The organism is Acetobacter cibinongensis (genome assembly GCF_000963925.1).
Lineage (GTDB): Bacteria > Pseudomonadota > Alphaproteobacteria > Acetobacterales > Acetobacteraceae > Acetobacter > Acetobacter cibinongensis.
Genome location: NZ_BAMV01000004.1, coordinates 1 through 11,801, shown reverse-complemented (window position 1 = coordinate 11,801; position 11,801 = coordinate 1). Strand labels below are relative to the sequence as shown.

Below are 11,801 nucleotides of genomic sequence, written 5' to 3'. Positions count from 1 at the left end.
TTACGCCAGAACAGCTTCCGCCTTGGCCGTAACCGCGCGTGCACGAATTTGCACACGGCCATTATGCAGGCGGGCATCCCATGCACGAATTGACTTGTCTGCATCTTCCAGACAGGTGCCGTCTTCAAGGTTGAAGTGCTGTTTATAGAGGGGGGAGGCTACAACCGGCTGACCTTTGAGGTCCCCCATCAACCCACGGCCCAGAACATTGGCGTGAGAGAACGGGTCATGGTTATCAACGGCATAGACCCGCCCACCCCCTGAGGCATCAGGCAGATAGAAGAGCGCGATCTGGGCATCCTGATGAAGGGCAACAACGCCAGAACGCGCCACAAGGTCGCTTTGTGCGCAAAGGTCCGTCCAGTCCACTGGCCCGGAAGACTGCGCCACTTCCGGCTGATTGTCCGCAGGTTTGATCTGGTCACGCTCCAGCTCAGTGCGGATGTTGGGGTCGGGGCGGCTGTCATTGACAAATGTGCGGAAGCGTTTGAGCTTTTCCTGATCTGTCAGCGCATCTTTCCATTCACAGTGGTAGGTGTCCACCACGTGCTGCATTTGCTGTTCCAGCTCTGCACAAATGCCAAGACTGTCACGGATAATCACATCTTTCAGGTAATCCAGCCCACCTTCCAGATTTTCACGCCAGACAGAAGTTCTCTGTAGTTTGTCAGCCGTGCGGATATAGAACATCAGGAAGCGGTCTATATATTTTACCAGAGTTTCTGAATCGAGGTCTGTGGCAAACAGTTCTGCGTGGCGGGGGCGCATGCCACCATTGCCGCACACATACAGGTTCCAGCCATTTTCCGTGGCAATGATACCTACGTCCTTACTCTGCGCTTCTGCACATTCGCGGGTGCAGCCAGACACGGCAAATTTGAGCTTGTGGGGAGAGCGCAGCCCCTTATAGCGGTTTTCCAGATCCAGCGCCTTGCCTACGCTGTCCTGCACCCCGTAACGGCACCAGGTGCTGCCAACACAGGATTTGACTGTGCGTGTTGACTTGCCATAGGCGTGGCCTGTTTCAAACCCGGCATCAAGCAGTTCCGTCCAAATGGCCGGGAGTTGGTGCAACTGTGCACCAAACAGGTCAACACGCTGCCCCCCGGTAATTTTTGTGTAGAGATTGTACTTTTTGGCAACCTCACCAAGAACAATCAGTTTATCAGGTGTGATCTCTCCGCCAGCAATACGGGGCACCACAGAATAGGTCCCGTTTTTCTGGATATTCCCCATGAACGTGTCATTGGTATCCTGTAACGGGATGTAGAGCGGGTCCGTAATAGGCTTGTTCCATGCAGACGCCAGAATGGACCCTACGGCAGGTTTGCAGATATCACACCCAAGACCACCATTGCCAAACTGGAGCATAAGGTCTTCAAAGGTCCGAATGTTGTGGACACGGACCAGAGAGTAAAGTTCCTGCCGAGTGTAGGAGAAATGTTCGCACAAACTGCGGTCAACCGTTATGCCGCGTGCAGTCAGTTCTGTTTCAAAAACATTTTTCAAAAGCGCAGCGCAGCCACCGCAGCCCGTGCTGGCTTTTGTGTCCTTCTTGAGTGTTGCAAGGTCTGTGCAGCCCTGCTCAATGGCGGAGCTGATAGCACCTTTGGTCACGTTATGGCATGAGCAGATCATGGCTGTATCTGGCAGGGCATCAGCCCCAAGCAGTTCAGCGCCTTCTCCGCGTGGCAGAATAAGTACCGCAGGGTCGGATGGAGGGGCTATGCCGTTTTGCACATACTGAAAAATGGTGTCGTAGTAAGAATTATCGCCAACCAGCACAGCGCCGGTAACACGCTTGCCGTCAGCGGACAGGACAAGGCGACGATAGGAGCCATCGGCCTCGCCAATAAAACGATAGCTTGTAGAACCAGCCTCCAGGCCATGTGCATCCCCGATGGAGCCGACATCCACGCCCTGGAGTTTGAGTTTTGTGGACATGTCTGCACCGGTAAAGCTGGCTTCAGTGTCGCCAGACAGCAACGAAGCAACCGTGCGGGCCATGGTGTAACCGGGAGCAACCAGACCAAAAATTTGCCCTTCCCACAACGCACATTCACCGATTGCAAAAATATGCGGGTCTGATGTTTGGCACTGATTGTTGACCACAATGCCGCCACGCGGGCCAATGTGCAAGCCACATTGCCGCCCCAGATTATCCTGCGGTTGAATGCCTGCTGAAAACACAACCATGTCCGTTTCCAGGCTTGTTCCATCAGCAAAAACAAGTTTGTGGCGATGGGTGGTGCCGGACTGTATTTCCTGGGTTGTGTGGCGCACCCGTACATCAATGCCCAGTGCTTCAATACGGTGTTTCAACGCCTGACCGCCTTCGGCATCAAGCTGAGCGGGCATAAGGTGGGAGCCAAGTTGAATGACACTGACATTCAATCCCAGCACTTTCAGCGCATTGGCGGCTTCCAGCCCTAACAGGCCACCCCCAATAACAGTGCCATGCTGCGCGTTTTGTGCCGCAGCGCGGATTAGGTCCAGATCTTCCAATGTGCGGTAAACAAGGCCCGCAGTACCCGTGTTTCCCGGCACTGGCGGCACAAAGGGAAGGGAGCCCGTGGCAAGAATAAGGGTGCTGTAGGGAAGAGTACCGTCCGGCGTGGTGACGGTTTTTGCCGCCCGGTCTATCTGCGTGATCCGGGTGTTGAGGTGGAGGGTTAAGCCATGCGCTGTATGGAAGTCATCCTGATGCAGCCGGAGGGCCAGCGCATCTTGTCCCGTCATGTAGTCCGTTAAATGGACACGGTCATAGGCATGATGGCGTTCTTCACCAAAGACATGGATTTGATGGCTCTCGTGCAGGCCATGCATCACGAGCTGTTCGGCACAGTAGTGCCCAACCATACCGTTGCCAACAATAATGATATTGTCTTTGGTGGTCATGGGGTTTGGTTCCTGTGTTTAAAATTTGAACTCAAGGGTTTGCATGTAAAGAGTGCCCTCTTTGGCACCAACGTCTCTCATGCCGCGGGAGAGGAGAATGCCCTCAATGTCATGCGTCCATGCCCAGTGGGGGGCAAAATTCCATGATAACTGCGTATAGGGCATAACCCCGGTAAACCCGCCATGCAGGTTGTTACGCCAGTTATACACCTTGCTGTTGCCGCCATAGACCGCATCTTGTGTGCTGGCACGCCAGAAGAAAGGTACATGCAGCTTCAGGTGTAGTGTAGGCCGTATTGTAAAATTGGCGATAGGGCCTACACCAATCAGATTTTGTGAGGTGAGAGACAGAGACATGTCGTTATAATACGGCAACGGTACAAATGGCGTGGAAAAAGTGCCAACTGCGCCGTCCTGACTCCGGGTAGATCCTCCTGAAAAAAGGTCTCCCTGCACACCAAAACCCGGTTTGCCTGCCCAGTCTGCCCGTGTGTAGGTTATACTGCCGTTAATGGCGTAAGCCAGCACGGGGCGCGTGCGCTGGCTGGCCTGGGCAGGCCGGAATTCACCGCCCTGAAAAATGCCTGTCAGGTTCGTGCTGAAGGGGCCAACATTGCCCCACAAACGGAGGCCCACGTTATCCCGGCGAGAAGACCCTTTTTGCAAACTGCCAGAGGCTGCTGCTGGAATGGCCGCTGCCGCGCCATTGTATAAATACCCCAGAAAAAACAGATCTGCGAACATCTGGCTTTTCTGGCCCATGAACTGAAAGGCCGGCAGAGCCGTGGAGGTATAGGCACCGTACAGACGGGCACTATAATTTGTGCCATCCGCAAAGACTTTTTGCGGCAGTTTGTTAGTCTGCATGAAGTCAAACAGATCAATCCGGAACCTTTTCCACACGGCATAACCACGGAAACCATCCCAGGTTTGCTGCACGTTTGTTAGGTCGCGCGGAGATTGCATGGAGACGGGTGCATCCAGAAAGATCTGCCGCCCACCGATAACGCCCATCTTGGCACCGAGCAGATTGCCTTTGACTTCCAGAATACCTTGCTGGAGGTCCAAACTCTCACGCTGTGCCCCGGTCTGATAGCCGTATGTGTTGGAACCACCGGCTACACCATATAAAAACTCGGCATAGGCGCGTACGTGCTCGCCTAAATGCAGGTCTGCACCGTATTGATTGCGTAACAGGACGCGGCTTGCATTTGTTTTTCCAGCGTACCCCAGCATGGGTTGGTTTTCAAAAATATACCTTAGCCGTTCTTCCCCGCTAAAGCTCATCCAGATGCTGCCGCTCGTGTTCAGCTTCACGTATTTCAGGCGGTTGAACCAGTCTTTTTGCCGCTGGGTCCGTGGTGTGTTTGCAAGCGCACTCCAATCTTCCGCCCAGCGGGCCTGGCCGTAGCCATTCACCACACCAAAGCCGGAGGCACCGCTATTGCCCGCGTTAAAAAGGTTCCAGTCCGGATGGTACAAGGCCCCCTTTACCATGGCGGTTTTGTCGGGGGTAGGTAAAACCGGAACAGGGACAACCGGCAAAAGGGGGGTGGGGGCAGGGGTGGTCAGTTTGTCAGCCCAGGCGGGGCCAGTCATGGCAAGGCTGAGCACAAGACCACTGCTTTTCCAGCAACGGAAGGTACGGGTAACACGTTTCATCAAGAAATTCCTGCCCATTTGCGGTGGCATAAAGTGACACATCCGCATGCTATAAGGCAGATAAGCCCAAAGATAAAAAAGCCGGGACCGTAGGAGCCGGTCATCTGGCGTGCAGCACCGAGAGACGATGCAAGGTAAAACCCGCCTACACCGCCAGCCATACCAACAAGCCCCGTCAAAATACCCACCTGCTGCGGGAACCGGATGGGAACAAGCTGGAAGACTGCGCCGTTACCCAAACCCAGTGTCAGCATACCAACAAAAAATGCTGAAAACGCCAGGTAGACAGAGGGTAACCCTGTAGAAATAAGCAGAAAAACAACCCCCGCTACACTGTAAAGCAGCATGAGGGCTTTTGTGCCGCCTACCCGATCTGCCAACGCCCCTCCCACAGGCCGGATGAAGGACCCGGCGAAGACCACAAAAGCAGTGCAGGCTCCAGCGACTGCGGGGGGAAGATGGTATTGGTCGTTAAAATAGATGGTCAGGAAAGCCGCCAAGCCCACAAACCCACCAAACGTCACGCTGTAAAAGAACATGAGCGCCCAGCAACCACCCGATTTCAAAATCGGTCCCCAGGATGAAAGGGGCAGGCTTGCAGGGCGTGTGGCGGGTTCACGGGCCAGACACAGGAAGGCGATAAGGACGGCAAGAAGAGGCAACGTTGCTAAGCCAAGAACATTGAGCCAGCCAAACATTGCGGCCAGACCCGGCGCGAACAAGGACGCCAGAGCCGTGCCAGAATTACCCGCACCGGCAATACCGAGGGCTGTGCCTTGATAACGGGGAGGGTACCACATGGAGGCAAGCGGTAGAGCAATAGCGAAGGATGCTCCCGCAATGCCAAGCACAAGCGCTACCCAGAACATGCTGAGATACGTATGAGGGGCCAGAAACCATGTAAGCAGCAGGCCAAGAATAACACTGATTTGCGCGCCAATGGCCACGCGGCGGGGCCCGAAGACATCCACCAACCCGCCAGCCAGAACACGCAAGCCCGCGCCAGCCAGAACAGGTGTGGCAACCAGAAGGCCTTTCTGGCCAGCGTTCAGGTGGAGGTCATGCGCAATGGAAATGCCTAATGGCCCGAGCAGCACCCAGATCATGAAAGACACATCAAAATAGAGAAACGCCGCAACCAGTGTTGGTGCGTGACCGGCTTTCAGAAAACCTTTATCCACAGAACGTCTTTCAAATGGTCAGTGCGTAAACCACAAAAACCATCGCTCTTTAGAGCCAGCGAACCGCCGTTGATCCGCTCTGTGTGCTATCTCTACCCCGAAAGGTGCGTGCCCATTCCGCCGCCATTGACGGAGTGGGAAGTAGAATTTGGATAGTATAAGCGAAACAATCCGATGTCAAAATGATTTTCGAGGGTGGGCGGAATTTATAGGAGGCCCGGCTAGATGCTGCGTGGTCTCTGGATATGGCTTCTTGCCTATGAGGTCGCAGCATGGCCCAAGTATTTTTAGGACTATCGAATTCCGGGAAAGCTATTTCCTGCCGAAGAGTAAGTAGTTTTGACTCAAATTTCGGCAAGCTTTTTGCGTCCCATCAGGTGCTCTGTTGAACGCGCTGGCGGGGAGGCCTGCGCCCCCAAGTGTTTGTCACGACAACTCCGGTCATAACAACGGCACCCCCAACCAGTGTTCGTGCTGTCGGGATTTCTCCAGTCAGACAATAAGCGAGCGCCATTGTAATGGGAGGCAGCAGGTAAAGCAGGGCAGAGGTTCTTGTCGCGCCCATATGGCCAATAACAAAAGCCCATGCGCCATAACCAATAGCGGCCGGAAATATGCCCAGCTCAATAACTGACGCCCGACTGGCCCATGACCCTGTTGCAAAGCTTTTTATGCCAGCGGGAAGCCAGGGCAGGAGGAAAAAAGCACCGCAAATCAAAATGTAAGCAATGGATGTAAGAGCGCCATACCGATGGATCAGCCGTTTTTGCAGATTAGTGTATAAAGCAGCGCAAAGGGCTGCTCCCAGCATGAAGCTCACCCCGGCTCCAAATGAGATCCCGCCAGCCTGTCCTTGAGCAATAAGAGCGACACCCGCAAAGCTGAGAAGAGAGCCCGCCCAGCCTAAAAAAGACATACGCTCTTTTAGAAATATCATGGCAATTAACCCTGCCATCAGGGGCGCCGCACTAATAAGAAAACTTGCTGCGCCAGAAGAAACGGTGACTTCGCCCAAGTTGAAAAGAATATTGTAGAGGGTAATGCCGATGACCCCACAGGCCAGAAACTGTGGAACATCTGCCAGCCGTAATGGCGCAGGGCGTTTATAGAGAAGCCAACCAGCCGCCAAGAGTGAGGCAATAGCATAACGCAACGCCGCTAAAGGCACAGGCGCAAAGTCTTGCAGCGCAATTCTCACCACAGGGTAAGCGCTTGCCCAGGATAAAATGGCAATGGAAATACATAAGGGCAGGGCGCGGTTGGATAAGTGCTTCATGAGGGATGCCATAGCAAATATTTAGCCGGGCAGGGAGGTGCCGAAGGTAATCGTACCTTACGTTATCTTAGCTTGAAAACGCTCTCTCTGTGGACAGAGTGAAAATCCTTTGTCCGGTGCGTTCATTCCTGAAAGGAGATTTCTGTAGCGGTGGCGGGTTTGTGTGAAAGACCAAAAACGTCACTCAGCAGCATCTGTGCAAAGCGATTTATTATGGACTGTAAGTCATAAAATATTTTGTGAAAGGATAAAGGTGGCGTTGATAAGAGTTATAAATTTATACGGGCAATTCATTCATTGACCGTGTCTATATCCATTCGTATATAGATTGGCGACGAAAAAGCAGGGTATGAGCATCTGAATTTCCTGTTTTTTCAAAAGAGTTGACCGGTCTATTTTTTGGTCAGAAGGACGATAATGAAACAGAAGACCGCATTTTGCTCTTGTGTTTGCAAACCGCGCAGGCGGTGTCGTTTTTCTTTTGCCTGTTTTCCATTCTCTACGAGGTAAAAATGGCTTACGCGACGACAAACCCCTATACCGGGGAAGTGCTGGCGACTTTCCCTGAAGCTACCGATCAGGACGTGCAGACCGCGCTTTCCGAAGCCTATGCCGCTTTCAAAAAGTGGCGCGATACATCTTTTGAAGAGCGTGCTCGCGTTATGACAGCAGCCGGGGCTATTTTGCGCCGTGATGTTGAAAAATATGCTCGCCTCGGCACCCTTGAAATGGGTAAGACGTTTGAAGAGTCCAAGAAAGAAGTCATTCTTTCTGCTGAAATTTTTGAATATTATGCAAAATATTCTCAGGAACTCCTTAAGCCCGAAGCCCTGCCTGTAGCAGACCCGGCAGAAGGTAAAGCGACGCTGGTCCATGAACCGCTGGGGATCGTGTTTGCTATCGAGCCTTGGAACTTCCCCTTCTATCAGGTTGTGCGCATTATCGCCCCTCAGCTTTCTGCTGGTAACGCTGTCCTCCTCAAGCATGCTTCTAACCTGCCACAGTGTGCAGCCGCGTGTGATGACCTGATGATTGAGGCTGGCCTGCCTAAAGGCTTGTTCCGTAACCTTTATGCTGCACGCCCCCACACCGCCATGATTTTGAACGACCCACGCGTTTGTGGCGTTGCTCTGACCGGCTCTGAAGGTGCAGGCACCATTATTGCTGGCGTTGCAGGTAAAGCCCTGAAAAAAGCCACCATGGAACTGGGCGGCGCAGACGCTTTCATTGTTCTGGATGATGCCGATGTAGAAAAAGCTGCAAAGTGGGCTGTTATTGGTCGGCACTGGAATGCCGGGCAGGTTTGTGTTTCTGCCAAGCGCATTATTGTGGCAGACAGCGTTTATGACCGCTTTGTAGAGCTTTACAAAAAAGGCGCCGCAGAACTTAAAGCTGGTGACCCGATGGATGCCACAACTACGCTGGCTCCCTTGTGCTCACGTGCAGCAGTTGAAGATCTGCAAAACCAAGTTAAGGCAGCTATTAACCACGGTGCCCAAGTTGAAGTTATTGGACCAGAAGTGCCGAATGAAGGCGCTTTCTTCCGTCCGCTGCTGATGACTGGCCTTGATGGCGATAACGAGGCTCGACACTGGGAGTTTTTTGGCCCGGTAACACAGCTTTATCGCGCTAAAGATGAAGCAGATGCTATCCGGATTGCAAACGACTCTCCTTATGGGCTGGGTGGTGCGGTCTTTACCAAAGACGAAGCACGCGGCGCACGGGTTGCGGCTAAAATTCGCACAGGCATGGTGTTTATCAATCACCCGCTGGTGCCAAAAGCTGACCTGCCGTTCGGTGGTATTGCCCGCTCAGGTTATGGGCGTGAGTTGATTGGTCTCGGTATTAAGGAGTTTGTAAACCACAAGCTCATTAATATTGTTGATATCGACGCACCGTTCTAAGCGGACTTCACAGCAGGCGTGTAAAAGCGCCTGCTGCTTTTTAGAATATTCCTAAAAAATAATGTATTTGCACGCTTCTTTATAAAGCGTGGTTTTGCACGGGCATAGTTATCCCAGCCCCGTCTTACTTTTGGAAAAGGCGCATGCACCAGATGGTATCCAAATCTGAAATTCTTATCGTCGGGGGTGGGGTGGCTGGTCTGGCCCTTGCAACACGTTTGGGTAAAAGCCTTGGCCGACAGGGAAAAGCGCGCATTACATTGGTAGATAAAAGCTTTTCGCATGTCTGGAAACCTATGCTGCACTGCTTTGCGGCAGGTACCGTGCTTAACGAAAATGACCGCATTAGCTTTATCTCTCAGGCCAGTAGCCACCATTTTGAATTTTGGCCCGGTGAAGTTGTGTCCATTGACCGTGACAAGCGTGAAGTGGTCTTAAGCCCGCTCCATGCCTCTGATGGAACCAAAGTGCTGGAAAGCCGCACTCTCATCTATGATGCTATTGTGCTGGCCGTAGGCAGTTGCGCTAACGATTTTGGAACACCGGGTGTTAAAGAAAATTGCCTTTTTATTGATAACCTGATTGAAGCGAACAGTTTTAATGAAAAATTCAGAATGGAAATTCTGAAATCTTTTGCTAACAGTTCACAACTTGATATCGCAATTGTGGGCGGTGGGGCTACAGGCACCCAGCTTGCGGCAGAACTGCATAAGTCCTTGGAGATTGTGGACCCCGTAAGCCTGCATGCTTTTGGTAAAAAACCGCCTAAACTGCGCGTCACTCTTTTACAGTCCGGCCCCCGTATTCTGCCAGCTTTTCCAGAATCTGTGTCTGTAGCAGCGCAGCAGGAACTTGAACGGTTAGGAGTGAATGTCCGGACATCGTCCCGTGTGGCATCGGCAGATGCAACGGGCTTCACGTTAAAAGATGGCACACATGTTGATGCCACACTCCGCGTTTGGGCTGCTGGTGTAAAAGCGCCTGAAGTGACTAAAGCTTATGGTGGACTTTCTTTAAACAAATCTGGTCAAATACTGGTTCGACCCAACTTAAGTTCTGTTGATGATGACAGAATTTTTGCAATGGGTGACTGTTCTTTTATTACCGATGAGCCATTGCCCGCTACTGCACAAGTGGCACGACAGCAGGCGCACCATCTTGCTCAGCATTTACCCGCATGGTTGGAGCGCGGTACAGTTGTGCCGTCCTGCATTTTTCATAATAAAGGCGCTATTGTCGCTTTGGGTAACTATAATGGGTGGGCTGCTCTGCCTGGGGGCACTGTTTTAGGTGGGGGTATTATGAATGGGCTTTCGGCTCGGTTGGGACATATTATGCTCTACCGTAAGCACCAGATGGAGCTTTTTGGCTACTACCGAGGACTGGCCTCTATTCTGGCTGACTGGATAGAAGGCATTATTCGCCCCCCTGTAAGGCTGGATTAGAGTAATTCTGGTGTGCCTCTAAGTAGGTGCGCCGAGGTTTGCCAGGCTATATCAAACGGTTGGGTGTGTTTTGTAATCTTGAGCATAAGCGTGGCACCCAACCACGTTTGATACAGGGCTGCGGCCAAAGTAGATGCTTGCAGTTCCTTATTAATTGAACCGTCTTTCTGCCCACTTTGTATAACGTCTGTAAGGCGGTCAATAACTTTGGCGGTGCCACACTGCATAATTTCACGCATGGTTTCTGACAGATCTGCCATTTCAGCCGCTAGTTTTACGATCAGGCACTTATCACCCACTTTGCCATCTATATGGGTACTACGCCAGAATTTCAGATAGGCACGTATTTTTTCGTAGCCATTTTGATGGGGTGCAGAGAAAAGGTTCTCCAATGTGGCGAGATAATCTGCAATATACAAACTAAGCAAATCTTCACCAAAACGCTCTTTAGAGTCAAAGTAGTGGTAAAACGACCCCTTGGGTATACGGGCTGCTACCAATATTTGTGCAATGCCAACAGCAGAAAACCCACGAGCACCAATAAGAGGGCGTGCGCTATCAAGAATACTGCGCTTGGCAATCTCATGTTTATCACGCAAAGTCATGGGGTAAGTATCTTCCAAAATAGAAACAGTATCCTTCCTTGATAAAGGTGAGTGTTTGTCATTGCAATATAACAGTACGAAAATATAAAACTGAATTACTATTACGCGATAAAAATTGTATTTTATTTTCAATATATTTTATTGTGGCATTTTTTATTTATAATATTCATGGATAAGAAAGAATGAAAGAGAATTTTTGTAGCGAAACCCAGGCTCAGCGCTCATATCTTTAAGATAGAAGGTGAAGTTTGCTGCTCTGTGGACTATGAACACAATTTCGACCAAATTATGTTTTTTTTACGGATGCCAATTGTAAGGTGGTTTTGATTTCCGGTTCTTTGTCGGCGAAACACAGGCAGTGATAGTACGTCCTGCAAGCTATAACCTGATCTAGTTGCTGTCGTAGGCTCTGCCCAAGATGATTTTTTCTGTCTCACCGGGGAAGTCTACTAGGTGCATGTCATCATCTCTGGAGGCACTGATCTGATCCTCAGTCAGATGAGGATAGACGGGGCGGTCTTGATTCTCGCACACGGCGCGAAGTTTTGAGGCCAGGCCGCCTTTTGTCTGCCCGACATGGCGCGGAGAAGCCCCTTTTTGAACAAGGATGCTGATGCCCGGTGTGCCTTGAGGTGTGTTGCATCAATCATCAGACGCTTCGAATGGCCAGCCTGTTCTGTCAGGGCGACAAAGATCCTGTCAAAAACACCGAACCGGCTCAGCCTGATAAAGCGATTATACAAAGTCTTGTGCGGGACCATACGCTTTCGGAGCGTCCTTCCACTGAAGACTTTTACGGATCACATAAACGATCCCGCTCAGAACACGCC

General features: G+C 51.5%; 7 protein-coding genes. 2 read left to right on the top strand and 5 right to left on the bottom strand.

What is annotated here, in order from left to right; translation table 11 throughout:
- The 4 genes from nirB to Abci_RS01940 all read right to left on the bottom strand — a co-directional run bounded on the left by nirB (nucleotide 1) and on the right by Abci_RS01940 (nucleotide 7,017).
- A complete protein-coding gene (gene nirB / locus Abci_RS01955) occupies nucleotides 1–2,898 on the bottom strand; it encodes a nitrite reductase large subunit NirB (protein ID WP_048837482.1) in 2,898 nt (965 codons plus the stop codon).
- A gap of 18 nt (nucleotides 2,899–2,916) precedes the next feature.
- Entirely contained in the window at nucleotides 2,917–4,560 is a 1,644-nt protein-coding gene (locus Abci_RS01950; protein ID WP_181015806.1) for an alginate export family protein, read from the bottom strand.
- On the bottom strand, nucleotides 4,560–5,741 hold the full coding sequence (locus Abci_RS01945; RefSeq protein ID WP_048837481.1) for a nitrate/nitrite transporter: 1,182 nt from the start codon (nucleotides 5,739–5,741) through the stop codon (nucleotides 4,560–4,562). The genes Abci_RS01950 and Abci_RS01945 overlap by 1 nt, the downstream gene beginning before the upstream one ends.
- 373 nt (nucleotides 5,742–6,114) lie before the next feature.
- Nucleotides 6,115–7,017, bottom strand: a complete 903-nt coding sequence (locus tag Abci_RS01940) for a DMT family transporter (protein WP_048837504.1) — start codon at nucleotides 7,015–7,017, stop codon at nucleotides 6,115–6,117.
- Between the two features lie 512 nt (nucleotides 7,018–7,529).
- Here Abci_RS01940 and Abci_RS01935 point away from each other — a divergent pair.
- Nucleotides 7,530–8,921 (top strand): NAD-dependent succinate-semialdehyde dehydrogenase, encoded by a 1,392-nt coding sequence (locus tag Abci_RS01935; RefSeq protein ID WP_048837503.1) that lies wholly within the window; start codon nucleotides 7,530–7,532, stop codon nucleotides 8,919–8,921.
- A gap of 152 nt (nucleotides 8,922–9,073) precedes the next feature.
- A complete protein-coding gene (locus Abci_RS01930; protein ID WP_048837502.1) occupies nucleotides 9,074–10,366 on the top strand; it encodes an NAD(P)/FAD-dependent oxidoreductase in 1,293 nt (430 codons plus the stop codon).
- On the opposite strand, the gene Abci_RS01925 is transcribed toward Abci_RS01930, so the two are convergent.
- Nucleotides 10,363–10,971, bottom strand: coding sequence for a TetR/AcrR family transcriptional regulator (locus Abci_RS01925; RefSeq protein WP_048837480.1), 609 nt, complete (start codon nucleotides 10,969–10,971; stop codon nucleotides 10,363–10,365). The genes Abci_RS01930 and Abci_RS01925 overlap by 4 nt on opposite strands.
- Between the last annotated feature and the right edge of the window lie 830 nt (nucleotides 10,972–11,801).

What these genes read in the sequence shown, in the direction of transcription:
- nirB (WP_048837482.1), bottom strand. Translation starts at nt 2,898, where the DNA reads ATGACCACCAAAGACAATATCATTATTGTTGGCAACGGTATGGTTGGG.
- Abci_RS01925 (WP_048837480.1), bottom strand. Translation starts at nt 10,971, where the DNA reads ATGACTTTGCGTGATAAACATGAGATTGCCAAGCGCAGTATTCTTGAT.
- Abci_RS01935 (WP_048837503.1), top strand. Translation starts at nt 7,530, where the DNA reads ATGGCTTACGCGACGACAAACCCCTATACCGGGGAAGTGCTGGCGACT.
- Abci_RS01950 (WP_181015806.1), bottom strand. Translation starts at nt 4,560, where the DNA reads ATGAAACGTGTTACCCGTACCTTCCGTTGCTGGAAAAGCAGTGGTCTT.
- Abci_RS01940 (WP_048837504.1), bottom strand. Translation starts at nt 7,017, where the DNA reads ATGAAGCACTTATCCAACCGCGCCCTGCCCTTATGTATTTCCATTGCC.
- Abci_RS01930 (WP_048837502.1), top strand. Translation starts at nt 9,074, where the DNA reads ATGGTATCCAAATCTGAAATTCTTATCGTCGGGGGTGGGGTGGCTGGT.